This window comes from Sphingobacterium hungaricum (assembly GCF_015210005.1).
Classification (GTDB): domain Bacteria; phylum Bacteroidota; class Bacteroidia; order Sphingobacteriales; family Sphingobacteriaceae; genus Sphingobacterium; species Sphingobacterium hungaricum.
In genome coordinates this window covers 1,875,991-1,902,081 of record NZ_MU158698.1, presented here as the reverse complement: position 1 = coordinate 1,902,081, position 26,091 = coordinate 1,875,991, and the positions used below count along the sequence as shown (strand labels likewise).

At 37.7% G+C, this 26,091-nt stretch carries 20 protein-coding genes and 1 tRNA gene; 8 read left to right on the top strand and 13 right to left on the bottom strand.

From position 1 onward, the window contains the following. Nucleotides 1-18 precede the first annotated feature (18 nt). Complete coding sequence (locus tag C4F49_RS11500; protein ID WP_196935982.1) at nucleotides 19-429, bottom strand: T9SS type A sorting domain-containing protein; 411 nt, start codon at nucleotides 427-429, stop codon at nucleotides 19-21. A 220-nt stretch (nucleotides 430-649) separates the two neighbouring features. On the opposite strand from C4F49_RS11500, the gene C4F49_RS11495 reads away from it, so the two are divergent. After that, a complete protein-coding gene (locus C4F49_RS11495) occupies nucleotides 650-2,593 on the top strand; it encodes a KUP/HAK/KT family potassium transporter (RefSeq protein WP_196935981.1) in 1,944 nt (647 codons plus the stop codon). A 50-nt stretch (nucleotides 2,594-2,643) separates the two neighbouring features. Here C4F49_RS11495 and C4F49_RS11490 read toward each other — a convergent pair whose 3' ends face one another. Both C4F49_RS11490 and tatA read right to left on the bottom strand, forming a co-directional pair. Continuing rightward, entirely contained in the window at nucleotides 2,644-4,869 is a 2,226-nt protein-coding gene (locus C4F49_RS11490; RefSeq protein WP_196935980.1) for a Tex family protein, read from the bottom strand. 71 nt (nucleotides 4,870-4,940) lie between these two features. Next, on the bottom strand, nucleotides 4,941-5,465 hold the full coding sequence (gene tatA, locus C4F49_RS18125; RefSeq protein ID WP_196935979.1) for a Sec-independent protein translocase subunit TatA/TatB: 525 nt from the start codon (nucleotides 5,463-5,465) through the stop codon (nucleotides 4,941-4,943). A 157-nt stretch (nucleotides 5,466-5,622) separates the two neighbouring features. On the opposite strand from tatA, the gene C4F49_RS11480 reads away from it, so the two are divergent. Further along, nucleotides 5,623-6,978, top strand: coding sequence for an MATE family efflux transporter (locus C4F49_RS11480; protein ID WP_196935978.1), 1,356 nt, complete (start codon nucleotides 5,623-5,625; stop codon nucleotides 6,976-6,978). Between the two features lie 49 nt (nucleotides 6,979-7,027). Here C4F49_RS11480 and C4F49_RS11475 read toward each other — a convergent pair whose 3' ends face one another. The 3 genes from C4F49_RS11475 to C4F49_RS11465 form a co-directional block, all read right to left on the bottom strand. Further along, nucleotides 7,028-8,380: a dihydrolipoamide acetyltransferase family protein gene (locus C4F49_RS11475; RefSeq protein ID WP_196935977.1), complete on the bottom strand. Its 1,353-nt coding sequence runs from the start codon at nucleotides 8,378-8,380 to the stop codon at nucleotides 7,028-7,030. Between the two features lie 113 nt (nucleotides 8,381-8,493). Then, nucleotides 8,494-9,735, bottom strand: a complete 1,242-nt coding sequence (locus C4F49_RS11470) for a competence/damage-inducible protein A (protein ID WP_196935976.1) — start codon at nucleotides 9,733-9,735, stop codon at nucleotides 8,494-8,496. A gap of 26 nt (nucleotides 9,736-9,761) precedes the next feature. Next, nucleotides 9,762-12,353, bottom strand: a complete 2,592-nt coding sequence (locus C4F49_RS11465; RefSeq protein ID WP_231388286.1) for a putative LPS assembly protein LptD — start codon at nucleotides 12,351-12,353, stop codon at nucleotides 9,762-9,764. Between the two features lie 223 nt (nucleotides 12,354-12,576). Between C4F49_RS11465 and C4F49_RS11460 the strand changes: the two genes are divergently transcribed. Together C4F49_RS11460 and C4F49_RS11455 are read left to right on the top strand one after the other, a co-directional pair. Continuing rightward, nucleotides 12,577-13,467, top strand: a complete 891-nt coding sequence (locus tag C4F49_RS11460; RefSeq protein ID WP_196935975.1) for an N-acetylmuramoyl-L-alanine amidase family protein — start codon at nucleotides 12,577-12,579, stop codon at nucleotides 13,465-13,467. 63 nt (nucleotides 13,468-13,530) lie between these two features. Continuing rightward, a complete protein-coding gene (locus C4F49_RS11455) occupies nucleotides 13,531-14,478 on the top strand; it encodes an MlaD family protein (RefSeq protein ID WP_196935974.1) in 948 nt (315 codons plus the stop codon). 212 nt (nucleotides 14,479-14,690) lie between these two features. Here C4F49_RS11455 and C4F49_RS11450 read toward each other — a convergent pair whose 3' ends face one another. The 4 genes from C4F49_RS11450 to C4F49_RS11435 form a co-directional block, all read right to left on the bottom strand. Continuing rightward, on the bottom strand, nucleotides 14,691-16,703 hold the full coding sequence (locus C4F49_RS11450) for a S9 family peptidase (RefSeq protein ID WP_231388285.1): 2,013 nt from the start codon (nucleotides 16,701-16,703) through the stop codon (nucleotides 14,691-14,693). A 206-nt stretch (nucleotides 16,704-16,909) separates the two neighbouring features. Beyond that, on the bottom strand, nucleotides 16,910-18,334 hold the full coding sequence (creD, locus tag C4F49_RS11445; protein ID WP_196935972.1) for a cell envelope integrity protein CreD: 1,425 nt from the start codon (nucleotides 18,332-18,334) through the stop codon (nucleotides 16,910-16,912). 53 nt (nucleotides 18,335-18,387) lie between these two features. Further along, nucleotides 18,388-18,690 carry a winged helix-turn-helix domain-containing protein gene (locus C4F49_RS11440; RefSeq protein WP_231388284.1) on the bottom strand — a complete coding sequence of 101 codons (303 nt, stop codon included), beginning with the start codon at nucleotides 18,688-18,690 and terminating at the stop codon, nucleotides 18,388-18,390. Further along, a complete protein-coding gene (locus C4F49_RS11435) occupies nucleotides 18,687-19,307 on the bottom strand; it encodes a hypothetical protein (protein ID WP_196935971.1) in 621 nt (206 codons plus the stop codon). Before C4F49_RS11435 ends, C4F49_RS11440 begins: the two co-directional genes overlap by 4 nt. Nucleotides 19,308-19,617: 310 nt before the next feature. Here C4F49_RS11435 and C4F49_RS11430 point away from each other — a divergent pair. Beyond that, nucleotides 19,618-19,699, top strand: a tRNA-Leu gene (locus C4F49_RS11430). 69 nt (nucleotides 19,700-19,768) lie between these two features. Continuing rightward, complete coding sequence (locus tag C4F49_RS11425) at nucleotides 19,769-21,106, top strand: trigger factor (protein ID WP_196935970.1); 1,338 nt, start codon at nucleotides 19,769-19,771, stop codon at nucleotides 21,104-21,106. A 161-nt stretch (nucleotides 21,107-21,267) separates the two neighbouring features. On the opposite strand, the gene C4F49_RS11420 is transcribed toward C4F49_RS11425, so the two are convergent. Beyond that, the gene (locus tag C4F49_RS11420) at nucleotides 21,268-22,362 is read right to left on the bottom strand and encodes a Fic family protein (protein WP_196935969.1); all 1,095 of its coding nucleotides are present in this window, start codon (nucleotides 22,360-22,362) and stop codon (nucleotides 21,268-21,270) included. A gap of 195 nt (nucleotides 22,363-22,557) precedes the next feature. Here C4F49_RS11420 and C4F49_RS11415 point away from each other — a divergent pair, with 195 nt between their 5' ends. Continuing rightward, complete coding sequence (locus C4F49_RS11415; protein ID WP_196935968.1) at nucleotides 22,558-23,121, top strand: GNAT family N-acetyltransferase; 564 nt, start codon at nucleotides 22,558-22,560, stop codon at nucleotides 23,119-23,121. A 102-nt stretch (nucleotides 23,122-23,223) separates the two neighbouring features. Continuing rightward, nucleotides 23,224-23,754, top strand: coding sequence for a YceI family protein (locus tag C4F49_RS11410; RefSeq protein ID WP_196935967.1), 531 nt, complete (start codon nucleotides 23,224-23,226; stop codon nucleotides 23,752-23,754). Nucleotides 23,755-23,795: 41 nt separating this feature from the next. Here the strand turns inward: C4F49_RS11410 and thrC are convergent, their stop codons facing one another. Further along, nucleotides 23,796-25,097, bottom strand: a complete 1,302-nt coding sequence (thrC, locus tag C4F49_RS11405) for a threonine synthase (RefSeq protein WP_196935966.1) — start codon at nucleotides 25,095-25,097, stop codon at nucleotides 23,796-23,798. Nucleotides 25,098-25,103: 6 nt separating this feature from the next. Further along, a complete protein-coding gene (locus tag C4F49_RS11400) occupies nucleotides 25,104-26,084 on the bottom strand; it encodes a homoserine kinase (protein WP_196935965.1) in 981 nt (326 codons plus the stop codon). Nucleotides 26,085-26,091: the final 7 nt, after the last annotated feature.

The window sequence follows — 26,091 nt, the reverse complement described above, 5'->3', positions numbered from 1 at the left end:
TTAAAAAGGAATAAAGAATTATCGTACAGAAATACGTTTAACTACGGTTTCTGTTCCGACAGATACACGAACAAAATAAAATCCTGCTGTTAACTTATCATTCGTTTCGAAGTTCAGGTTTTGGTTACCGACTTCCAAAGTACCGTTCATTAAGCTCAATACTTCATTGCCCAATGCATCCATCACTTTAATGGTCGTATTATTTTGCTTGTTCACTTTTAGTGAAACTGAAATTTGCTGAGCAATCGGATTAAAAAAGACTTTCACATTGGAAACCGCTTTCTCTTCCTCTTCCTCATTAATGATATTGACAGTAGTTTTTGATGTAGACAAAGCAGAAAAATTCGAAGCATACAACATGCCTTTACCACTCATGGCGAGCATGATAGTCAAGATAACATAGTGTACGATTCTGTAATTTCTTTTCATTTACTTTATAAGACTGTTAAATCTGGTTATTGGTTTAATCAAAAGTATGTTAAATAACCCACAATTCCTACATACAAAAGTAATTCTTTTTACAATCTAATGGTTAATAATTCGAAAATTTATTTTTCCATTTAACAATTTTTAACAAGAATTTACGTTGGCAAACTTTTTTTTGATATTGGCATTCTTTTTAAGGTATATTTGCACATAATTTTATTGTATGTCATCCGAGCATAAATCCTCCGTACAGACACTCAGTTCAGCAGGTTTGCTGATAAGTTTAGGTATTATTTTTGGCGATATTGGAACATCACCTCTATATGTTTTCAAAGCCATCTTCAGCACAGGAGCTATCGACCACGATTTGATTCTTGGTAGCTTATCCTGTATCTTCTGGACATTAACCCTTCAAACAACTGTAAAATACGTTATCATCACCTTGAACGCCGACAACAATGGCGAAGGCGGTATTCTTTCCCTGTATTCTTTAGTACGGCGCAAAGCAAAATGGCTGATTATTCCTGCCATTATTGGCGCAAGTACTTTATTAGCTGACGGAATGATTACGCCTGCTATTACCATATCTTCGGCAGTGGAAGGTATCGCAATCCGTCATCCTGGAGTTCCAACAATCCCAATTGTTGTTCTGATTATCAGTATTTTGTTTTTTATCCAACGTTTCGGAACGTCAATCGTTGGGAAAGTTTTTGGTCCCTTAATGCTTATTTGGTTTTCGACAATTGGTGTTTTAGGATTAATGTATGTTGGCCACTCACCGGAGGTACTGAAAGCGCTGAACCCATATTATGCTGTAAAAACGCTAATCGATAGTCCAAATGCTTTGTTTATCGTAGGTGCTGTCTTTCTTTGTACGACAGGGGCTGAGGCCCTGTATTCGGACATGGGACACTGTGGTAAATCAAATATTCGCATAAGCTGGATTTTCGTTAAAATAACTTTAGTCTTAAATTATTTTGGACAAGGTGCGTGGCTGTTGGAAAATACAGGTTCTCAAATAGGTGAATTAAATCCCTTTTATGCCATTATGCCGGGATGGTTTGTTCCTTATGGAATTGTAATCGCTACCATCGCCGCGATTATTGCCAGTCAAGCAATGATTTCGGGCTCGTTTACATTAATTTCAGAAGCCGTTCGCTTGAATATTTGGCCGAAGGTCTCTATCCGCTATCCGAGCGACCACCGAGGTCAATTGTATGTACCTTCCATCAACTTTATTCTGTATGCAGGCTGTATGCTGATTATCGCTGTGTTCCAACATTCCGACCAGATGGAGGCTGCCTACGGACTGGCTATTAACCTGACTTTTATTACCACAACAGTTTTGATGGGTTTTTATTTGAGCAGAAAACGCGTAAAACCAATTTTTATCGCTCTATTTCTAATTTTATATTTAGGAATTGAATTCGTTTTCCTTGCCGGAAATGCATTAAAAATTCATGAGGGTGGATGGTTGACATTGCTTTTGGCGACGACCATATTTATTGTGATGTTTTCTTGGTACGGCGCTCGCAAAATCAAAAACAGCTTTGTCAAATTTGTTGATATCAGAAAATATTACCCCATTCTTTCGGAACTGAGCGAAGATGAATCGGTTGCTCCTTTCGCATCGCATTTGGTTTATTTGACCAGTGCGAATAATAAAAATGAGATTGAATCGAAAGTAATGTATTCTATCCTGAATAAGAAACCCAAACGTGCTGATATTTATTGGTTTGTTCACGTAGACGTGATGGACCATCCGCACACAAGGGAATATGTCGTGCAGCAACTGATTCCAGGAAAAGTAATCCGCATAGATTTTAAACTCGGTTTTAGGGAAGAGCAACGTATTAGTTTACTGTTCCGTAAAGTTGTTGAGGATATGGTTGCCAATAATGAAGTGAGCATAATCAGCAGCTATAAAACCTTGAAGAAACATAATATTACAGGCGATTTCAATTTTGTTGTGTTAGAGAAAGTGATTTCAAAAACAAAAGATTTGAAATGGCATGAAAAAATAATTTTGGAAATCTATAAAACGCTTAAAAAATTCAGCTTGTCTGAAGAAAAGGGATTTGGCCTTGACAGTAGCTTTGTAACGCTAGAACGAGTGCCACTCAATATTCCGACGACCGATGAAGTCAAATTAAAAAGAATTGAATAACACAAAAGCCAGAAGATTTCCTGGCTTTTGTGTTATTTTTGCTTGTTCTATTATTTGAATTTGCTGGCCAAAGCCGCCAATTTATCAGCTAAATCAGTTTTACTTTCTTCTTTTTTAATAGGCCTTTGGCTTCTTTGCGTTTTCGGAGATGCCTCTGCTGTTTTCATCGAAAGGGCAATCCGGTTTCGCTGTTCGTCGACTTCAGTGACCGTGACTTCAACCTTTTGCTGAACTTTGACTACCTCGCTTGGGTCGGAAATATAGCGATTAGCTAACTGGCTTAAATGAACCAACCCATCTTGATGCACGCCGATATCAACAAATGCACCGAATTTCGTGATGTTAGTCACGATGCCTGGCAGTTTCATTCCTATTCTTAGATCTGAAATTTTATTCACGCCTTCGGCGAATGCAAAGGACTCGAATTGTTCGCGGGGGTCTAAGCCTGGCTTAGCTAATTCTTTAAGGATATCGTGAAGTGTTGGCAAACCTACATCTTCGCTGGTGTACTTATTCAAGACAAGATTCTTACGCAATGCATCGTCGCTCATTAAATCTTCGATTTTGGCATTAATATCTTTTGCCATTCGCTCAACCAAAGCATACCGCTCCGGATGAACGGCAGAGCGGTCAAGTGGGTTTTTCGCATTGCGGATACGCAAAAAGCCCGCTGCTTGTTCAAATGCTTTGTCGCCCAAGCGAGGAACTTTCTTCAGTTCCTTGCGAGAAGTGAACGCACCATTTTCTGTGCGATAATTAACAATTTGTTGCGCCAGCGCAGGTCCCAAACCTGAAACATAGGCCAAAATCTGTTTTGAAGCGGTGTTTAATTCTACACCAACAGTATTGACACAAGAAATCACAGTATCATCTAGCGAAGTCTGCAATTTATTTTGATCCACATCGTGTTGGTATTGTCCAACACCAATCGATTTTGGATCAATTTTTACTAACTCTGCTAAAGGATCCATCAATCGCCGGCCGATGGAAATAGCACCACGCACGGTCAAATCATAATCTGGAAATTCCTCGCGCGCAACTTCGGAAGCCGAATAAATGGAAGCACCGCTCTCATTCACCATCACAACGGTAACGCTAGCCAAGTTGAGTTTTCGGATAAATTCTTCCGTTTCGCGTCCAGCAGTTCCGTTTCCAATCGCAATAGCTTCAATCGCATGCTTTTTGACTAATTCAGAAATTTTATGAGCAGCCTCAGCTGAACCATTGGAACCATTGTGTGGATAAATCGTTAAATTCTCGACTAATGTGCCTTGCTCATCCAACACAACTGTTTTGCAACCCGTGCGGAATCCAGGGTCAATGGCAATTAACCGCTTCTGACCCAACGGCGCAGCAAGCAAAAGCTGTCTGGCATTTTCAGCGAAAACTCGAATTGCCTCCTCATCCGCTTTTTGACGGGTCAAAACACGAATTTCAGTTTCCATCGAGGGTTTCAACAAACGTTTATACCCATCCATGATGGCAAGCCTAACTTGATTCGCTGCTTCATTCTTCGCAATAATAAATTGGCTTTCGATTTTTGGCAAAATCAAATCCTCATCCACTTCGATACTCATGTACAGCAATTCTTCCTTCTCCCCTCTTCTCATCGCTAAAACGCGATGCGATGGTGCAGATTTCAGCGACTCTGTCCAATCGTAGTAATCTTTATATTTTATAGCAGCCTCTTCTTTTCCAGGAACAACTTTGCTGACAAATTTCCCATCATTGTAAAAAAATTTTCTGGACACTTCCCTCACTTTTGCATCTTCAACGATTGTCTCAGCCAGAATATCTCGGGCTCCAGCCAACGCTTCTTCAGAAGATTTAACAGCCTTTTCTTCGTTGACATAATTTAACGAAACCGACTCAACGTCAGAAACTTTTTGCGCCAACAATTCATCAGCCAAACCTTGCAATCCTTTCTCTCGAGCTATGCTTGCTCTGGTTCTGCGCTTTGGTTTGTAGGGTAGGTAAATATCTTCCAACCTTGCCATCGAGTCTACCTCTTGAATCTTTTTTTCCAAATCTGGCGTCAATTTTCCTTGCTCCAATATGGATTTCAGAATGGCTTCCTTACGTTTATCCAAATCTTCGAGCTGTTTGATTCGGTCACGAATAGCCGTCACTTGGATTTCGTCGAGACTTCCAGTTACTTCTTTTCGGTAGCGAGCGATGAATGGAACGGTTCCGCCTTCTTTCAATAATTCCAGCGTATTCTGGACTTGCTTTTCAGAAATAGTTAATTCTTTAGCTAATATGGCAATGTGGTTCATAACGAAATTTTATGCAAATAAAAAGCTGTTGAAATTCAACAGCTGTAAGTCATACAAAGTAAATTGGAAATTTACGCCTTAACTGATGTGTCTTTTGATTCCCCAGAATCCGTTGATTCAGGCGTATCGTTAGATTCTTCAGCTTGAGCAGCCACTTCTTCAGGTTTCTCTCCTGCGAAATGGTCATTATATCCATACTGATAATAATTATCTTGTCCGTAATCAGGTTCTCTTCCTGGCTGATGCTGATAGGTTCCTTCTGGTGCAGTAAATTGTGGCTTATCCGTTGCTGCCGTTTCTGTTGACGTTTCATCTGTTGCCTCTCCATCCACGTTGTCCTTAACCTCTTCAGTAACTTGCGCTACTTGCGTTGTCGAAGGCTTGTCTTCAGCCTTCACGTCTAAATCCTTTTCGAAGTTGTTGATTTGGTCTGAGATTTCTCGCTTGATTCCTTCAGATGCATCTTTAAATTCTCTGATACCTTTCCCAAGACCGCGAGCCAATTCAGGTAATTTCTTTCCTCCAAACAACAACAAGATGACGATAACGATTAACATCATCTCTTGTGTACCAATATTTAAAAATGCTAAATTCATTTCTATTAATTTAAATTGAATAGGGCTAAGGTAAAGGTTAATTTTTTTTAGAACAAACAAAGCATGTAATTATTTAGACACAAATTAGAATCGTCTTTCCGGATTCAGACAATTCACTGATAAAAAACTTCGTACATTTGTCGCCATTGAATTAAAAATGTTTAAATTTTACAAAGCAAATAAAGCTTACTATTGGAATACGTTTGCCTTAGCAGGACCGATTGTTATTTCTCAATTAGGCCATACTCTAGTGCAAACTGCTGACACCATTATTGTCGGCCATTTCGCAGGAACTATTCCTTTGGCGGCTGTTTCCCTCGTGCATTCTGTTTTTATGATCGTTTTGGTTATCGGCTTAGGGATTTCTTATGGATTAACGCCTTTGATTGCGCAAGAAAACGGACGCTCGAACAAGGAAGAATGCGCAAAATTATTGTCCAATAGCTTTTGGTTAAATTTCATTTCAGGAATTTTGCTATTCTGCTTTGTCTATTTCGGTTCTATGTTTGCCATGACGCACGCTGACCAGGACCCGCAAGTTGTTGAAGTTGCAAAACCTTATCTGCTTATTCTAAGCTTATCCATTTTGCCGCTGATGTTATTCAATACGTTCAAGCAGTTTGCCGAAGGATTGGGATTTACAAAACAAGCCATGTCGATTACGATTTGGGGAAATGTCATTAACGTAATTATAGCCGTAATTTTAGTAAAAGGGATGTTTGGCATCAAGCCAATGGGTGTTGCCGGAGTAGGAATTGCGACCTTAGCCGACCGCGTCTTAATGATGCTGGCGATGAGTTTTTATGTTTTGAAATCGGTTAATTTCAAACCTTACATCAAATATTTCAGTTTTCGCTTTATTGATTTCTCGAGAATCAAAGCGATTCTAAAAATTGGAGCTCCGGTTGCTATGCAATATGTTTTTGAAATTGGCGCATTTGCAGGAGCAGCATTAATCGCTGGAAAAATTGGCGCAATCGAACAAGCAGCACATCAAGTCGCGATTACATTGGCGGCCATGACCTACATGATGGCTAGCGGTATTGCTTCGGCTGCGACTATTAAAGTCGGCAATAGCTTCGGAAATTCCAATTTCTATCGCTTGCAGAAATTTGCTAAGGTATCTTATCACATCGTGATTGGATTTATGGTGATGACTGCTTTGATATTTGCGATAGCAAATCATCAGTTGCCATTAATTATCACGACAGATGTTGTCGTAATTGGATTAGCTACACAGCTTCTAGTGATAGCTGGATTGTTTCAATTATTTGACGGAACTCAAGTAGTTGGTTTAGGCGTTCTGCGAGGCATGGGCGATGTGAATGTACCTACAATAATTACATTTTTTGCTTATTGGGTGATTGGGCTTCCTAGTGCTTATCTGATGGGAATTACATTGGATATGGGCGTTAAAGGTATCTGGTATGGATTGACCTTAGGATTATTGACCTCGTCAATCCTCTTATATTTTAGATACCAAAACAAAATCAAGAAGTACGTTATCGCATAAAAAGAGAGAGGGTTTTGCTAAGCAAAACCCTCTCTCTTTTTATCATGAATTAAATCACTCGATTTACATCCCAGTTTTCTAAATAATCTGCAACTCTTCGGATAAATGTTCCTCCTAAAGCACCATCGATTACCCGATGGTCATAAGACATCGAAATATACATAAAGTGACGTATCGCAATCACATCGCCTTGCTCAGTTTCTAAAACTGCCGGTTTCTTCTTGATTGTTCCTACAGCCATAATTGCCGCCTGCGGCTGATTAATAATCGGCATCCCAAAAATATTTCCAAATGCACCGATGTTTGTAAACGTGAATGTGCCGCCCTGCGTATCGTCTGGCTTCAACTTGTTTGCTCTCGCACGTTGGGCCAAATCATTCACCGATTTGCTAATTCCAACTAAACTCAGTTGGTCCGCACTTTTAATAACAGGAACAATTAAATTTCCGGAAGGAAGCGCTGCCGCCATTCCGATATTGATATTCTTGCGTTTGATAATATTATACCCATCAATGGACACATTGACCATCGGAAAATCTTTGATGGCTTTGCTAATGGCTTCGATAAATAAAGGGGTAAATGTTATATTTTCTCCTTCACGTTTCTTAAAATCGTCTTTCACTTTGTTGCGCCAATTCACCAAGTTAGTGACATCTGCTTCCACCACAGAGAATACATGTGGCGAAGTTTGGACACTTTGAACCATGTGGTCAGCAATCAACCGACGCATTCTATCCATCTCAATAATTTCATCTCCATGCATGCTTTTCACGACAGACACCGGCGCACTTTTAACAGGAGGAGGAGTTGGAATCGAACTCACTGGAGTCGCGGTTTCTTCCTTCTTAATTGATGGTTGCGATGTTCTATTCCCTAAATAAGCCAAAACATTATCTTTCGTAACGCGGCCTTCAATCCCAGAACCTTTAATAGTCTCCAATTCCTGAACACTGATTCCTTCTTCTTCTGCAATTTTTTTAACTAGCGGAGAAAAGAATTTAGACGATTGGTTATAGTCTTCAGATTTGCTTGCTGATTTTTCTTCAAGTAAATCAACACCTGGAATTGTTGTGTTTTCTACATCGACAAACTCAGATGGAGCCTCTTCTTGCTGGACTTCAACTTCTTCTTTTGTATCTGTGGCGGATTGTTGCTCTTCGCCTTCGATTTCGACTAGGGCAATTACTTCGCCTACTTGTACAACCGAATTGACGTCGAATAATTTTTCTTTCAAAATTCCTTTTACTGGAGAAGGAACGTCTGAATCAACCTTATCTGTTGCAATTTCTACGACAGCCTCGTCTTCCTGAATCGAATCACCAACTTCCTTAAGCCAATTTGTTAAAGTTGCTTCTGATACGCTTTCACCCATCTTAGGAAGTAAGAGTTTGTATATAGCCATTTTTTAAATTATTTTAATATGTTACTAAAATACTATATTATGCATTAATAATTGATAAACAAAAAATTATTTTGTTAAATAACATTTTAATGAAATAAAATTTCGATAAAACATCAATTTTCTTCCTTATACAATTTCCATAACAAGAGCCAAGCATTTGCGATTGTCCGCTCGATATTGATTGTCCGATTGTTCTTAAAATTATACTTCTTGCTGATGGTCGAATTCTTTCCTGCGATAGCAATCCATACCGTACCGACAGGCTTTTCAGGAGTTCCGCCACTAGGTCCCGCAATACCGCTTGTCGCTATTGCATAATCCGTTTCAAATATTTTTCTAGCACCTGCAGCCATTTCCAAAACAGTTTCTTCGCTGACTGCTCCAAAATTATCTAAAGTCGCTTTCTGCACATTTAAAAGCTTCATTTTGGATTCATTGGAATACGCCACAACAGAACCTTGATAAATCGAACTCGACCCAGCATATTGAGTAATTCGAGAAGCTAAGCCTCCGCCCGTACAACTTTCAGCGGTAGAAAATTTCAGGTTATTTTTGCTGAATTCCTGAATAAATGCCTCTTCAATAGAAATATCTTCGTAAGCGACAACATATTTCTCTAAGCGGGTCGCAATTCTTTCTAAAAAAGCATCAACGTCTGATTGCAAGATTTTTTCATCTGTTCCACTGGCACTTAAGCGCAGTCGCAACAAACCGATTTTCGGCAGATAAGCCAATTTAATATGAGCCGGTAGAGCATTCTCAATATCTGCAATTTGTTCTGCCAAATGAGATTCTCCAAGACCGATAGTCAATAAATACCGATTATAGATATAGGTGGTTGTCCGAATTTCAGAAAATTTAGGAAGAACTTTATTGGATACCAAATGCATCATTTCAAATGGAACGCCAGGCAAAAAGATGAATATTTTCCCTTGATGTTCGACCCACATTCCGGCGGCGGTGCCGACATCATTGAATAAAATATCCGCATTGGCCAGAACATCCGCTTGCTGATAATTCGCCGCAGGCATATTTTCGTAACCCAGCTTAATAAACAGATTTTGGATATGTGCTAAGACTTCTTCGTTCCGAACCAATTCTGTTCCGAAAAATTCGGCGATGCTTTCTTTGGTCTTGTCATCTTTAGTTGGGCCTAGACCACCGGTCACGATAACTACATTCGAATCCGCTAAACCGAGATGATGCTGTATGGCTGCTTTTTCATCTGAAATTGACGTAATTTTGGTAACAGCGATTTGAATTTTCGCAAATTCCTGAGCAATCCAGGCAGAATTTGTATCAATAATTTGTCCTAGCAGGATTTCATCACCAATGGTTATAATTTCAGCATTCATGCCTAAATGTAAGAAATTAATCGAATTTAGTAGACGTAATGTGTGTTTTGTTTGGTCAGCTTTAAATCTTGCAAAACCGAAGCTTTCGCACGAATGGTCACGTTATAACTTTGGTATTGGCCAAATGGAACCCAGCTAAATGACATATCCCAACAGTGCAAATCGCGATAGATGCTGAATCGGGTTAATGAAACTTCCTGAGCTCTAAAATCGTATCCCGAATTAAATTGAATTTTCCACTTCGGCGTCACGTTCACATCACCGCTCACATTCACCGTACTGGTAATGCTCGAAGTCAGACCTGTTTTAGAATATTGAAAACTAAAGGAACCATTTAAATTCCATGGAATATTGAAATCAACGAATGCATTGGGGTCGGTACTTATTCTGGCTAAGGCATCCGCTTGCTCTTTCGTCATATTCGGCATGCTGTTTCTTAGCGAGTCAATATTTCCGCTTCGGCTTTTGTTGGCATTTGGATTAAAGCTATAGTCAAATGATAAACCAAAATTTGTCAACCTAGCTAAATTGCCATCTTTAATCGCGTAGCGGTTGATACGTCTACCCTCTTCATCTAAAGAATAAGGGTCAAATGAACCGTTAAAGTTCAAATTAATCTTCTCGTTGAAAATCGTTGTCCGTCCTGAAAAGGATATATTGGACAATTTCATTGAATCCGCAGCAACGTTGTAATTACCGCTAAATGTCAGACCTTGAAGTATAGGAACTTTCTTGATTCCTGATTCAGAGGTATCATTTTTACTTTTAATTTTGGCTTCCAAATTATTATCAACCGAGAAACCTATACCCATCGATTTTCCGGCTGACGGCGACCCGTAAATTCCTTCTTGGAAAATAGAATAACTAGTCAGTGCACCATTTTGGTCTACGTAATCCCGATAAAAACCATACATCGGGTCGGAAAAATCAGGACGGTAATTTAAGTTGACCGATGGCGTGATGACGTGGCGCATCTCTTGGATATTACCAATCTTCTTTTTGAAATGTCCGTACACTTTCGTCGATAGTCCTGTAGAAATCGAGTAATCATATGCTCGCGCAAAACCCTGAACTGTATCTCTTACCGTTTCAAATCCTTCAACAGTATTCTCTAGGCGGTTTCGAGTAGTTTGAAGATACCAACGTTCTGTATAATTCACAGATGTGTTGAATTGAAAATATTTGAACGCATTTAAGTTCAAACTGATTGGAATGCTGTGTTGGAATCCATTGGAAAATTTACTCAATGATTCTTTGCTAAATAAGGTCGAATCTCCAGTTGAAATTGAATTTCTTCCCTGCAAACTATATCCGACCGTAATTCGCTCATACCATTTTTCATCAATGCTATTCTTGCTTTTGAATGGATTAAAAGTCGAAACGTTCAAACTGAATGAAGGCAGTTCCAAATCAACTTTACCTGTATTGATATCTTGGCGGTGACTTAAATTAGATGTAAAATTCACTTTCCCGTCAGCAAATACCTTTCCGTATGCAATCGAAGAAGACATGTTATTCTGAATCAATTGGTCATAACTATATGTACCATTCGCTCCTGTATTCTGCATGTATGAACTTGTTCCGAAATTTACCGAAGCAGAAAACGAAGTTCCGGGATTTGCTTCCTGACGTTGGGTATGATTCCAAGTCACATTAAAATCTTTCCTTGGGCCGTAATCTTCCGTTCCTTCAACGCCCATCAATGTCCATGCATACCGTAAATTAAAACCACCATTGTATTTATAATTTACCATGTACTGCGTCCGCACGGAAGCTTCCCATGAACCTTTGGAATATAAACTTCCTCGCAATTCGGTGTCCCAATAATCATTGAATGTCAAATACCAACCGATATCGCGCATCGCGAAACCGCGCGAAGCATCTTCACCAAACGATGGAAATAAGAAACCAGACGATTTTTTATCCTGCTTTGGAAAGAATCCAAAAGGAATAATCAAAAATTTTATAGGAATATTTTGAACAACTAAATAGGAAGGGCCAGCGATAATCTGATTCTTGGCGACCAAGCCTTTTGTAATTTGTATACCAAAATGCGTATGCGGATAGGGTAAATCACAGGTACTATAAAGGCCTTGGTAAAGCGACATTTCATCATAGATATTCCGCTTCACCTCCCTTGCCTGAATAAAACCACCATCAACTTCGGTCATGACACCGTATGTTTTCGGAATTCTGGTCTTATAATTATAGAGCAAGGAATCTACGGCAATCGGAGACTCACCAGGCATAATGACCACAGGCCGGCCAATGTATTTTTCATTGTGGTCGATTATTCCACGGGCGAATAAAACATTGGTATTTTGGTCCAAACGGATATAATCGGCAGATAATTCAAAATCTTCGTATTTGACTTTAGCGCCACCGAACAAGTGAAGAATATTTTTTTTCACTTCTCGCCAAGAGGAATCATTCGCCAGAATTGTAACTACCGTTTCAATTCCGCTTTCATTTTTCATCTTTATCGTATCTTGTCCGGTAGTTTCTTTAAACTGGTTTCTGGTCGTGTCAGTCAAGTTTTTTGTACTGTCCGATACAATTAAAGAGCTGTCTACAGCGTAGATAGTAGTAGATTTTGTAGGTGGGGTTTCTTGTGCCAATAAATAATTAACACTCCCGAAAACAAGAATGAAATTAATTAAAATGCAAGTTAAAGCCTTCAAAATGAAATATGAATGTTATTTTTGTGCTAAATTTTAAACTGTTGCTGGCAAAAATAGTCAAAAAACAACACAAAAAATTAAGTTTTCGAGAATAGCGCATATATTTAACTAAATTTATTATTATACAGTTAAACGCATAAAATATTTAAAAATATACAAGATGAAGTTGAAAAAAAATGTTAAAAATTTATTGGTAATTCTGACAGTTATTCCCTCTCTGATTTTCTTAACATCATTCATAACTAAAAAAACAAATTCCAATCCGAATCTATCCGACTTACCGTCAAAAGTGGATGATTCAAATCAAAAATCTTTTATCGTTGTCATTGACCCAGGGCATGGAGGAAATAAACCTGGAGCCAGAGGAAGGCAATCATTAGAGAAAGATATTGTCCTCGATGTCGCCCTTAAACTCAGAACCCAATTGGAAAAAGATTTGCCTAACACGAAGGTATTGTTAACCAGAACGACAGACGTCGATGTTGATTTTCACGTTCGAACAGATGTGGCGAATAAAAACCACGCGGATTTATTTATCTCTATCCATGCAAACTCAGCGGATTCAGATATTCGTGTGAAAAATAGCAAAGGAAGATATGTCAATCAGGTGAAGAGAAATCCAAGCGTAAAAGGTACGGAAACATTTGTTTGTGGTTACAGCCGTCTTGGGCAACAAGATGTAGCCATCCGTGAAAATGCCGATATCTTGCTGGAGGAGAATTACAAAGAAAACTACGGTGGTTTCGACCCGAATGACCCGTCCAGTTATATTGTTTTTTCATTATTAAAACGTCAATTTAGAAATCAAAGTATTAAATTGGCGACTTATATGCAAAATGAGTATGTAAAATCAAACCGTGGAAATCGCGGTGTGCAAGAGCAATCATTAGCTGTATTGGCTTATGCGGGAATGCCAGCCGTGTTAACCGAAATAGGTTTTATTAGTAGTCCGGATGAAGAAGAATATATGTTATCTTCGAATGGGCAAAAGGAAATTGTCAATAATTTATATGAAGCAATTAAAACATATAAAACTTCAAGTGGCAAATAAACATTTTTAACTTTTGTCTGTTAAAGGCATAGTACACTCACGAAAAAACTAGAAGAATATATTTTGAAGATTTCAAACGAAACGAAAGTAGGCGCACTGACAGCTATTGCGATAGCCATCTTATTTCTTGGTTACAGTTTCCTTAAAGGAAATGATGTTTTCAGTAGCGAAAAAGAATATTACACAGATTATGACAATGTTGATGGATTAACGGTTTCGAAGCCTGTGGTCGTTAATGGTTACCAAATCGGACGGGTTTCGAAAATGAATCTATTGGATAATGGAAAAATCCGAACGGAATTCAGAATTAAAAAAGAGTACGATATTCCTTCCAATACCGTAGCTAGAATTGTAAGTGCCGATTTATTGGGTAGCAAAGCAATTGTTTTTGATTTGGGGAATAGCAAGACCATTGCCAATAGCGGAGACCCGCTTTTGTCGGATGTTCAGGCGAATTTAATGGAGAAAGTTGAGCCTTTGCAGAAGAAGGTTGAAAACCTTGTTGAAAAATTAGACTCTGTTTTAAGCGCCGTGAATACAGCACTTGATGATGAGTTCCAGCGCGATTTCAAGACTAGTTTACACAGTATTGCAATTTCGCTGAACAATGTTGAAAAAATCACGAAAGATGTCGAAGGTCTAGTCGGCTCTGAACGTCTTCGTTTATCAAAAATCATGATGAACTTAGAATCAATCACCAATAACTTTTCTGAAAACAACAAACAGATTAATCGCATTTTAGCGAATCTGGATAATCTATCAGACGATTTATCGAAAACCGAAATCAAAGCGACTATCGACAACGCGAATCAAGCGATGTTGGATGTTCAGGCAATTACGGATAAAATCAACAATGGCGACGGCTCAATTAGTTTGTTGCTGAATGATGAAAAATTGTACAACAATTTGAACAATGCTTCCGAGAGTCTGGATAACCTAATCAAAGATGTGAAGGAAAGACCAGGACGCTATATACGCTTGAGTATCTTCGGAAAGAAAGACACGAAATAAGTAAAAATTCAAAAGTAAAAATAATAAAACATAGAGCGATAGTAAGCTTTTACATAAAAAAATGCAGGACTTAAAAATCCTTCATTTTTTTATGTTTAAGAGTTATAAATTTGAAGTTAAATTTACATCTGAAGCTATGCTCACAAAAAACGCAGGACCGTAATCAGCCCTGCGTTTTTTTAATTTTTACCTTTTACTTTTTACTTTTTACTTTACAAAGTCTCTGACAGCCAAGTGAAGAATTCACGTTGCCAAACTTGTGCATTTTGGCCTGAAAGAACATGGTGATTTTCATCCGGTAAATAAACCAATCTGCTTTTGATGCCTTTTAACTGCGCCGCTTGAAATGCTTCCAAACCTTGTTCGATTGGAACGCGATAATCTTTTCCGCCTTGGAAAATCAAGATTGGCGTATTCCATTTGTCTATGTGCGTTATCGGATTGAAATCAGTATATGTTTTTTTATTCGCCGAATCCCAATAAGCACCGCCCAAATCATGGTTGGCAAAGAATAATTCTTCCGTCGTGCCATACCACGAAGTCATGTCGAACAATCCACAATGTGAAATAAACGATTTGAATCTTCCTTCATGAACACCAGCCAGCATAAATACAGAATAACCGCCGTAGCTCGCCCCTACCGCTCCTCTTCTATCTTTATCCACGTAAGACTCTTTTGAAATATCATCGATGGCAGATAGGTAATCTTGAATTGCTTGTCCACCCCAATCTTTTGAAATATCTGCATTCCATTTCACTCCCCAACCCGGCATTCCTCTACGGTTCACAGCAACAACAATATAACCTTGCGAAGCAATCAATTGCATATTCCAGCGAAGCGAATAGGTTTGTGTAACCGCTGATTGCGGACCGCCTTGACAATACAATAAAGTAGGATATTTTTTAGTTGGGTCAAAATTCGGCGGATAAATTATCCACGAAAACAAATCTTGTCCATCGGTTGCTTTTGTAAATCGGCCTTCCACTTTATTCTCAATAATTCCAGCATAGGCCTTATCATTTACAGTTGTTAATGGGCTTCTGTTTTTGGATTTGAAATCATAAAAATAAACTTCAGTTGCGCGAGTCATGCTCGTTGAAGTGACGACCAAACCGTCTTTGGTTTCGCCCACAATTCCTGTGATATCAAATTGTCCTTCGGAAATCTGCTCAATAATTGGCAACGATTTCAAGTTGAAATTCGACGGAACCGCGACGGCAAATAACTGTACCGTTCCTTTTACCGCAGCGGTAAAATAAATTTTTCGATTGTCTTTACTCCATTTAAACGAACCAACTGTTCCGTCCCAATGGCTAGTTAAATTTAATCGTTGCGTTGACGATTTATCAAAAACAATGATGTCATTTTTATCCGCTTCGAATCCATCGGTTTTCATGCTCAGCCAGCTTAAGCGATTTCCGTCAGGACTGTACGTCGGGTTTGTATCATATCCCAACATGCCTTCTGTCAGGTTTGTGGTCTTGCCGGTGGCAATCTCATAGCGATAGATATCGGTGTTGGTACTTACTGCGTATTCATTGCCGAATTTCTTTTTGCTGACATACAGAACAGCTTTTCCGTCTGGAGTCCAAGTAAAATCTTCAGCTCCCCCGAAAGGTGCTTGAGGACTATAGAAGGGCTCATCCTTTAACAAATCAATGGCTTCACCAAGTTGACCTTCAGTATACGAAGCGATAAACGGATGGTTGAATTTCCCATGATTAAATGAATCCCAATGGCGATAATCCAAATTATCATACACGAAAACATTCGATTTTGGCAAATCGGCATATTTATCCACACTGTGGTATTTTTTTAGCAATACAGCTTTGCTGAATAAAATATGCTTTCCGTCAGGCGAAAACTTCACATTCTCTAATCCACCTTCCACATTGGTCAATTGTTTTGCCTCTCCACCGTTCGCATTTTTCACATAGAGCTGGCCTTTCAAGGTATAGATGATATCTCCGTTTGCGTCGATTCGAATAACAGATTCCGAGCCTGCGTCTTGCGTAAATTGGGTGACCTTCTTATCGGATAGCGATAATAAAAACAGGTTTTTCTCTGATTTATTTTCATCTAAATTAAAATTCGACACTCCATAAATAAGAGTTTTTCCATCTGCGCTCAAGCCTTCAGCTGAAACACGCCCTAATTCCCAAAGTTGTTGAGGAGATAATGGCCGTTGACTATCGGATGATTCCACGCTCTTGTTTGTTTTCATTACGGGGTTTTGTTGTGCATGACTAATCATACTACTTAGAATAGCTACCGAAACTAAGGTTATTCGTTTCATAAATTAATAAATTAAGTAGTGCAATTTACAAAAGTTAATCCCATTCTAAAATTAAGCCCTCCAGATTATCCAGATTGCGGTTAAATAAATCAAGCAAAAAATCAACGACCTTCTCATCACCATCATCCTATTTATTATTTCTGTTCAAACTGATACCAATTGACTTTCGTCGACAAACGCATTAACACAGCTAGAATAATAAAGACACCAATGGTTCCGACAATCAATGAAAAATCACGAAGCTGTAATAACATGTAGATAAATCCATAGAATCCAGAAAGAATACCGGCAAACACCAGTGCTGTTTTTGAATTTTTGGTGATGGAGCCAATGAACGAAGCAATCAATATAACCGTTGCAACGGCCGCGATAGCATATGCCCAGTTGAAACCTAAGTGTTCTGAAATCGATAATAAAAGGGAATAAAACAAGACCATGGCTGCGCCGATTAAAACATATTGAATTAAATGAATGCGTTGTTTTTTCAAGAGTTCCGTGAACAATAACGACACGAAGGTTAACAAAATGATTAAAATTCCATATTTCGCCACGCGTGTAGTTTTTTGGTAATTATCTACATCTGGAAGAAAATCAATGCTCACAAAATCGCTCGAACTAACCGAGCTTGAAGTCGTCGTCTTTGGCTCTGGAAAATCGGTCAAATTTTGGTCAGAATCGACAAATGTATCATATAAACGCGAAGCGCTTCCATTCCACTGCTGTGAAAATTTCCGGCTGAAAACAGGGATATTCCAAGTTCCTGAAAACGTGTCTTTTTCAACCAATCGTTCATCGGGAAGATACCCACCATTAAAACTTGGGTGATTCCATTTTCCATCGACTTGAATTGTTGTTTGATTTGCTAAAGGAAAGAAATTCAACGATTGCGAACCTCTAATTTTCAGGTCAATCGAAAAGCTTTTCTTTGTACTCGACGCATCGGTCAGTGCCAAATCGGTGATTAGGTTACTTTCAAATAAATTTAATTCCGATAGATTGGTATTCATAACAAATGAATCTGTTCCGTACTGAACTTCTGGAGATTCCGAAAGTCCTTTCAAGTCGGTAATACCGAAAACCATTTTTGCATTTCCCCAGTCGATGTTATCATGTTTGATTTTCAGTTTGCTTAAATCAATTTCGGGGAAATCGCCGGTTAATTTGATATCCGAAGTGTAGACAACCGATTCATAAATCCCTCTTTTTCGCATATCAGGATTGACATGGCTTTTTATCTGCACATGGTCAGGCAAAAGAAAAATCCACTCCTTATCTTCTTCAACGACTGTATAATATTCGTTCTTATCATTTGGCAATTGCTTATTAACAAATACTTTGTACGGTATAGCAATTACAGGACTCGAAATGACTTGATTCCCGCCCCATTTGGATGTTATTTCTTTGCTAACTTCTTTATTTCTAGCATTTCGCTCGCGAATCAAATCATTCACCAAATTCATTGGGATTAATAATAGAAGCGTGAGAATTAGCATAATCGCTAATTTCAAGAACACCGAATTGGTGACTGATTCTAAGAATGTTTGTGGTCTATTTTCCATTTTTTTGTTTATTAAAAGTACTTTGTTTTTCAAAGTAATTGGGTAAAAAAAATTTATTTGTATTGTTGTTTAATTAAATTTTCTAATGAAGTAATGTGGTTTTCAAATGCCTTTTTGCCTTTTTTTGTGACTAAATATTTGGTATTGGGCTTACGCCCAATGAATGACTTTTCGACAGAAATGTAGCTTTCCTTCTCCAAAGTCTTCAGATTTGAAGCCAGATTGCCATCGGTCGCTTCAAGCAATTCCTTCAGCGAATTAAAATCATAGGATTCATTTGCCACCAAAACTCCCATAATTTGTAGCCGTATTCTATTCTCTAAAATCTTATCATATAACGATAAATCTAAACTCACGAGCCGTATTTATTATGTACAATAATTCCATAAATGATATGCAAGAACCCAAATCCTGCAACCCAAAACCACAATCCATAGCCTGGAAACTGCAAAGCTAACAATCCCAATATGATTTCAAAAATCCCTAACCAGCGTATTTCAGGAAATGTAAAAACAGAACCTGCGCACAGAGCAAGACCATAAAACACCAACAACGTTGATGCGATAAGGATGTAATATTCTTTCGAGATAAAAATCATCGCTAAAATCCCGCCTGTTATTAAGGGTATAGAAACTGCGTATAGCAAAGATTTGCTAGTCGCATTCCAAATCGGCTGTTTTAATTTTTTCGCTTTGCGCTTAGCCATGATAATGCCTGTTGCCAATGACACTATCAACACCAACAATGCAACCAAAAACAATTTAAGCAAGAGGCCATTATCTGTAATGTAATGGTCGCGATACGAAAATTCACTATCGAATCCATAAACCAATACATAAGCAATCCCCGCACCTATTAATGCATAGGTTCCAATCAGCACACTCGAAAGTCCACTGATGGAAATAAATTTGGAAGAACGCTCCATTAAGGAACGAATCTGTTGAATTTCTTTAGTTAAATCGTTTGGATTCATATAAAGTACTTTGTTTTTCAAAGTAATGAATAAATAAATAATCCTCCAAGAAAAAAATGATATTTTTTATTATTTTCTTTTAATTGGTGGCTACTCAAGGTCAATCAATGTATTTGAGATACGCTCATTAAGACTAATAAATGATATCGCTAATCATCAAAAATCCACAAACAGCTAATTGTCAAGCCATAAAATATCAACACTTTTCTTGACAATACTTTTAATCAAAAGTAATTTACATTTTATGAAAAAAAATTTTGGAAGATATGCATAAGGTTTCTATCTTTGTGGCTCAATAAAAATCCTAACTGCGGAAGTGGCGTAATTGGTAGCCGCACCAGACTTAGGATCTGGCGCCGCGAGGCGTGGGGGTTCGAGTCCCTTCTTCCGCACTTGATTTCCTCCCGAACAGAACATCGGGAGGTTTTTTTTTATAAATGCGATATTACTAAAAAGAGAGTATGAATATTACACACCAAAACATCGATGACGTAAACGCGGTAATCACCGTTGATTTAGCTCCTGAAGATTATAACCCACAAGTTGATCTTATCATCAAAGATCAAGCTAAAAAAGCGAAATTACCTGGTTTCAGACCTGGAATGGTGCCTGTAGGTCATATCAGAAGAACCTATGGTAAATCAATCTTATTCGATGAAATCAATAAGATCGTGAATGATAAAATCGCGTCTTATATTGGAGAAAATAAATTAGAAGTTTTAGGTCAGCCTTTGCCTATCGATAACGAAACTGACGCTTCTACATACAACTGGGATTATGCAGATACATTCAATTTTAAATATGAAATTGGTATTGCTCCAGAATTTGAAGTTCCTTTTTCAGCAGAAACTGAATTTACGGCATACGATATCAAAGCGGATGCTAAAACTTTAGAAGAGCGTGTAAAAAACTTACGTCGCAGTTATGGCAAAATGACAAATCCTGAAACTTCAGAAGAAGGAGATGTGTTATATGCTACGCTGAAACAAGATAAAGAAGATGGTATTGAAAAAACAACTTCAGTTCGTACAGATTTAATCGAAGATGCTAAAATCAAAAAATCTTTGATAGGCTTGAAAAGCGATGACACTGTTAAAATCGACGTAAAAAAAGCATTCAAAGTTGCTGACCTTGCTCGCATTTTAGGAATTACTGAAGAAGAAGCTGAAAACTTAGATGTTACCAAATTTGACTTAACGGTCAAAAACATCAACCGTTTGGAAGAGTCTGAAATCAATCAAGAGTTTTTCGATAAGCTATTCCCAGCAGGGGAAGTAACTTCTGAAGAAGAATTCACTAAAAAAGTTACTGAAGAAGTTGAAAATCTGTTCAAACAAAATTCTGACCAGAAATTAAGAAATGACATTTATACTTTTGGAATGGAAAAAGTAGATGTAAAATTCCCTGACGAATTCTTAAAAAGATGGTTGAAAGCTACAAATCCAAAAATCACTGACGAAGAGTTAGAAGAAGGATTCGCAGATTTTATCAATAATTTGAAATGGACGATTATCGAGAACCGCATCATTACTGGCAACAACTTAGAAGTTAAATACGACGAAGTTGTTAACCTAGCTAAAGAGCGTATTTATTCTCAAATCAAAATGTACAACATGAACGATGAGCCAACTGATGAGCAGTTGAATCAATATGCTGTTCAATTGTTGCAAGACCGCGAACAAGCAAACCGTTTATTTGAAGAAGCAAAAGCATTAAAAGTTTTTGATAACTTGAAACAAACAGTGAAATTGAAATCAAAGAAAATTGATTACGATAAATTCGAAAAATTAGATAAATAATTTTCAATCACAATAAGAAAAAGACCATCGCTCGATGGTCTTTTTTTATGCATTTATTCGAAGGATAAACATGTCCAATTTTTGGACATGTTTATAAAACGCGTCCAAAAACATTAAAAAATTGGACACGTTTTTATTTAATGGGTAAATAGTGGACACGTTTATTTTGAGCCTCTTTTTAATAGATTATAGAGCTCCACATTCATGTAAATAACTTCTTTACCTATTGTTTCCGGCTCAAGAATTCCCACATCAACCAAACTTTTCAAATAATTGGAAGCTGTCTTTCTATTAATTTTCAGCGAATCGACCAAGAATTCTATCTTGCAATAAGGATGAATAAACAATTGTTCAATCAAATCCTTTGAGTATATTCTGGACAATTTTTCTTGAACCAATTTTTGATTTTTTAAAAACAAGCTATTGATTTTATTGATGGTCTCAATTGTCTCGGTAGCTGTCTGTTCAATCCCTTTTAAAATAAATAAAATCCAGCCTTCCCAGTTTTTTTTCGTCCGAACTTCTTGAAGCAAGCGATAGTAATCTGCTTTATTTTGAATTATGTAGGAACTTAAATATAAAATGGGCTCGTTTAATAAATTATTCAAAATCAAATACAGCACATTGATAATTCTTCCTGTCCGTCCATTTCCATCATAGAATGGATGGATGCTTTCAAATTGATAATGCTGAATGGCCAATTTTATCAAGGGCGAAGTATCGTCATCGATATTGATGAAATCTTCTAAATTTTTCATCAAAGCATTAATCACATCAAAATTATCTGGTGGCGTGTAAATCACTTCGTTTGTAAATTCGTTGACAAGCGAAGTTCCTGGCAATTTTCGCAAACCCGCATCATTTTCCTCCAGCTCTTTTTGTATTTCGATTATGCCATTTGTGTTCAGAAATTCCTTTTGTTTAATCAACTTGGTTCCCATCAACAAGGCTTCTCGATATCGCAACACTTCTTTCGTCGCAACATCTGGTTTATCAGATTTTGCATACAAGGCTTGGTAAAGCTTATCTTGCGTAGTGATTACATTCTCAATTTCCGAACTCGCTTGAGCTTCTTTGAGCACGATTGCATTGATTAGAATATTCTGATTCGGCAATGTTCTTGCTAAACCTTTTAATTCAGCCAACGCAACAGCCGACTTGCTCTCTTGTTTCAAAATAGCAATTGATTCAATCAAAGAATGTTTTGGCGGAAGTTTTGGTAAGCTGTTATATGCTTTCCTTACATTTATTACCATCTTAATTCGATTTTTAATTAATCCATTGTGCCTTAAAAACTTTGCACCAATTTATAAAAAATAAATAACGTGTCCAAAAAAATTCAAAAAACGGACACGTTTTAAAAACGTGGGTAAAAATTGGACACGTTTATTTTGATTATTTATACCCCCAGATTTATAAAGTCAATTCTGCTTTTTGTACATTTAGGCATTATGATTACGCTAAGAAAAGCTACTAAAAACGACGCTTCAGCACTTGCTGATTTGATGCTTTTGGCAATGGATGAAATTGTCTATTATTTTATTGGAGATAAAAATCCTCTGCACGCGAAAGATTTTTTAATGCATTTTATTTCTTTAGAAAATAACCAATACAGCTATGAGAACAGTTACGTTGCGGAAGAGAACAAGCAGATTTTAGGTCAAATTACTTTATATGATGGAAAGGATTTAAGCAAGCTTAGAGAGCCGATAAAAAATTATTTATCGGAAAAATTCAAGCGTGAACTACAATTCGAAGATGAAACATCGGCTGGAGAAATCTACATTGATACCCTTTCGGTATTTCCACAGGCACAAGGAAAAGGAATTGGCCGTAGCCTATTAAATTTTAGCATTCAAGAATTTGCGGTCAATCAAAATCAAGTTTTGGGCCTTCTGGTCGAAAAATCAAATCCAAATGCAAAGAAACTCTATATTCAGGTCGGCTTTAAAATGGTAAACGAAGCAAGATTATTTAACAAAGAAATGGAACATCTTCAGTTCAAAGACCATTAAGGTTTGACAAAATTTGTTTAAAATTTTTTACAAAATAATATCAAATTATTAACGAGATTTACATAACGATTTTACATATCTATAAACATTAATTAAATCAAAATGAAAACATTAAAAATTCTTCTATTTAGTATTTTTATCCTGTTCACATCTGCATATGCGGTGAACCTATATGCTGAATGGAAAATCTCACAGAATGACTATGTTCTTGCGTTTGACACGAGCAAAGCAAAAGGAACAATAGGAGGATTGAAAGGAAAAGTTTCTTTTGACCCAAAAAATCTTGCCCAATCGAACATTCAGGTTCAAGTAGATGTAAATACACTTGATTTAGGAATGGGAATGAAAACCAAGCATGCAAAAGCAGATGATTTTTTTGATGTTGAGAAATACCCATCCATCACATTCAATTCAAAAAGTTTTGCAAAAACTGCTTCAGGTTATGTTGTTGAAGGAAACCTGAAAATAAAAGACGTAACTAAACCTGTTAAAATTCCGTTCACATTTACTGAAAAAGGAAATACAGGCGAGTTTTTAGGCAGTTTTGAAATTAACCGAGAAGACTACAATCTAATCAAAAAAGGAGTTGGAGAGGTTGTCAAAATTGACATTAAGCTTCCAGTGACAAAATAAAAAACAAAGTCCCAAGAATCTGAAATCTTGGGACTTTGCATTTAACTTAAAAGATACGATTTGAAACTAGCATAATCCACTTCTAGATTAGTTGCTAGTTTTTCTTTTTTCTGGTCATTTTTAGCATCAGCAGGCAATTCAATTTTAGAAAAAACCGCTTCATCTATCGCGTCAGGAAATTTGCAAGCATGCGCTGTCGACAAAAAGATGGATGCATATTCTCCAGGAAAATCCTTTTTATAGTCTTGCGAAGCTACATAAGCAATCGCTGTATGCGGACACGCGATGTAATTGAATTTCTCATAGAGTTCATCCATTGCTTGTTTCGTTTGCTCGTCCGAATAACTGTATGCCGTCACTATACTCTTTAACTCATCCAAATTTTTATCGAACAAATCCAATATCCGAACCCAATTGCTTGGGTCACCAACATCCATCGCGTTGCTCAATGTTTGCGTAGAAGATTTAGGTTCATAATTTCCAGAAGTTAAAAATCGCGGTACCGTATCGTTAACATTTGTCCCTGCAACGAAATGCTTAACGGGCAAACCCATCTTGTAAGCTAACAGTCCTGCACCGATATTTCCAAAATTTCCGGAGGGAACGGTAAAAACAACCTCGTGAATTCCTTGAGATTTAGCTTGGGCATAAGCCCAAAAATAATAGAAGGTTTGTGGAATTAATCGTGCAATATTAATCGAATTCGCCGAAGTCAACCTTAATTTTTGCTGTAATTCTGGGTCATTGAATGCTTGCTTCACCAAAGCTTGGCAATCGTCAAAAGTTCCTTCAACTTCCAAAGCGCGAATATTTTGGCCATTTGTCGTCAATTGTTCTTCTTGAACTTTAGATACTTTTCCTTTTGGATACAGAATGGTTACTCTCGTTCCAGCAATGCCTAAGAATCCCAATGCTACAGCTCCTCCCGTATCGCCGGAAGTAGCAACAAGCACATCCAAAAGTGCATCATTTTCTTTCGAGAAATAACCCATGATTCGGCTCATAAACCGTGCGCCGAAATCTTTAAATGCATACGATGGGCCATGAAATAATTCCAGAACTGCGGTATCGGCAGAAAGGAATTTTACCGGAGCATCGAAATTAACCGATTCGTTGATGATTTTCTTCAAATCCTGTTCTGGAATGTCATCTTGTAAAAAAGATTTCGCAATGGTAAAAGCAATTTCTTGGAACGAATAGTTTTGAATATTCTTGATAAAAAAAGGATCTAGCTTCGGAACATATTCGGGCATATACAAACCTTTGTCTTGGGGCAAGGAATTAAAAACTGCCTCTTCAAAATTGATGCGTAGATTTTTATTGTTGGTACTGTAAAATTTCATATGGCTTTAGTTGATTATTTTTGGTCCTACAGTATTGACAGCAGACACATAATGTAAACTTTCAATTTCTTTTGCCGTTAGGTGGGCGCTAATTTTCTCAGTAATTTGTTTGGCGATAGATTCGTCTTTTGTGATCGCAACGACAGATGGGCCAGAACCAGAAATCCCAAAACTTAAAGCTCCTAGATCCATCGCCATTTGTTTCATTTCATAAAATTCAGGAATCAAGATTGCTCGCGTGGGCTCAATCAATACATCTTTCATTGAACGGCTGATCAAGTCATAATCGCTTTCGTACAATCCTGCAATTAAACCAGCGATATTGCCCCACTGAGTGACCGCATCTTTCAGTGCCACTTTCCCTTTGATCAATTGCCGTGCATCACGCGTGGGTACATCAACTTTTGGAAATACAACACCAGCGTACAAATCATTCGGAACAGGCAATTTAATCACATCCAGGGGTTCATAGCCACGGATCAAGGTAATTCCTCCAAACAAAGCAGGAGCAACATTGTCAGCATGACCGTGGCCACAAGCCAAACGCTCGCCTTCCACGCAAAACGGAAGCAATTCCTCTTTGCTTAATGGATTTCCCAAAAGATTATTGATTGCAAATAAACCAGCTACTGTGCTTGCCGAGCTGGAACCTAAACCACTTCCTATTGGCATGTGCTTAATCAATTCAATCTCCACACCGAATTCATTTTCTATACCTAAATGCTGAAGCAACATTTTGACACAAGCGCTGACCGTATTTTTGTCTGGATCTAAAGGCAGTCGTCCGTCATCTCCTTGGATTGAACGAATCCGAACGCCAGGCTCTGTAGTTCTATACATCGCAACTTCATCTCCGGGTGCATCGACGGCAAAACCCAATATGTCAAATCCGCAAATCATGTTAGCAACCGTTGCTGGCGCAAAAACACGGATCTCATTTTCTATTTTAGAAAAATCCAATTGATTCTTTCTCTTCTGTAATTCCATTATAAAT

Coding starts and splice junctions, on each gene's coding strand:
- C4F49_RS11500 (WP_196935982.1), bottom strand. CDS start 429: ATGAAAAGAAATTACAGAATCGTACACTATGTTATCTTGACTATCATG.
- C4F49_RS11495 (WP_196935981.1), top strand. CDS start 650: ATGTCATCCGAGCATAAATCCTCCGTACAGACACTCAGTTCAGCAGGT.
- C4F49_RS11490 (WP_196935980.1), bottom strand. CDS start 4,869: ATGAACCACATTGCCATATTAGCTAAAGAATTAACTATTTCTGAAAAG.
- tatA (WP_196935979.1), bottom strand. CDS start 5,465: ATGAATTTAGCATTTTTAAATATTGGTACACAAGAGATGATGTTAATC.
- C4F49_RS11480 (WP_196935978.1), top strand. CDS start 5,623: ATGTTTAAATTTTACAAAGCAAATAAAGCTTACTATTGGAATACGTTT.
- C4F49_RS11475 (WP_196935977.1), bottom strand. CDS start 8,380: ATGGCTATATACAAACTCTTACTTCCTAAGATGGGTGAAAGCGTATCA.
- C4F49_RS11470 (WP_196935976.1), bottom strand. CDS start 9,735: ATGAATGCTGAAATTATAACCATTGGTGATGAAATCCTGCTAGGACAA.
- C4F49_RS11460 (WP_196935975.1), top strand. CDS start 12,577: ATGAAGTTGAAAAAAAATGTTAAAAATTTATTGGTAATTCTGACAGTT.
- C4F49_RS11450 (WP_231388285.1), bottom strand. CDS start 16,703: ATGAAAACAAACAAGAGCGTGGAATCATCCGATAGTCAACGGCCATTA.
- creD (WP_196935972.1), bottom strand. CDS start 18,334: ATGGAAAATAGACCACAAACATTCTTAGAATCAGTCACCAATTCGGTG.
- C4F49_RS11435 (WP_196935971.1), bottom strand. CDS start 19,307: ATGAATCCAAACGATTTAACTAAAGAAATTCAACAGATTCGTTCCTTA.
- C4F49_RS11425 (WP_196935970.1), top strand. CDS start 19,769: ATGAATATTACACACCAAAACATCGATGACGTAAACGCGGTAATCACC.
- C4F49_RS11420 (WP_196935969.1), bottom strand. CDS start 22,362: ATGGTAATAAATGTAAGGAAAGCATATAACAGCTTACCAAAACTTCCG.
- C4F49_RS11415 (WP_196935968.1), top strand. CDS start 22,558: ATGATTACGCTAAGAAAAGCTACTAAAAACGACGCTTCAGCACTTGCT.
- C4F49_RS11410 (WP_196935967.1), top strand. CDS start 23,224: ATGAAAACATTAAAAATTCTTCTATTTAGTATTTTTATCCTGTTCACA.
- thrC (WP_196935966.1), bottom strand. CDS start 25,097: ATGAAATTTTACAGTACCAACAATAAAAATCTACGCATCAATTTTGAA.
- C4F49_RS11400 (WP_196935965.1), bottom strand. CDS start 26,084: ATGGAATTACAGAAGAGAAAGAATCAATTGGATTTTTCTAAAATAGAA.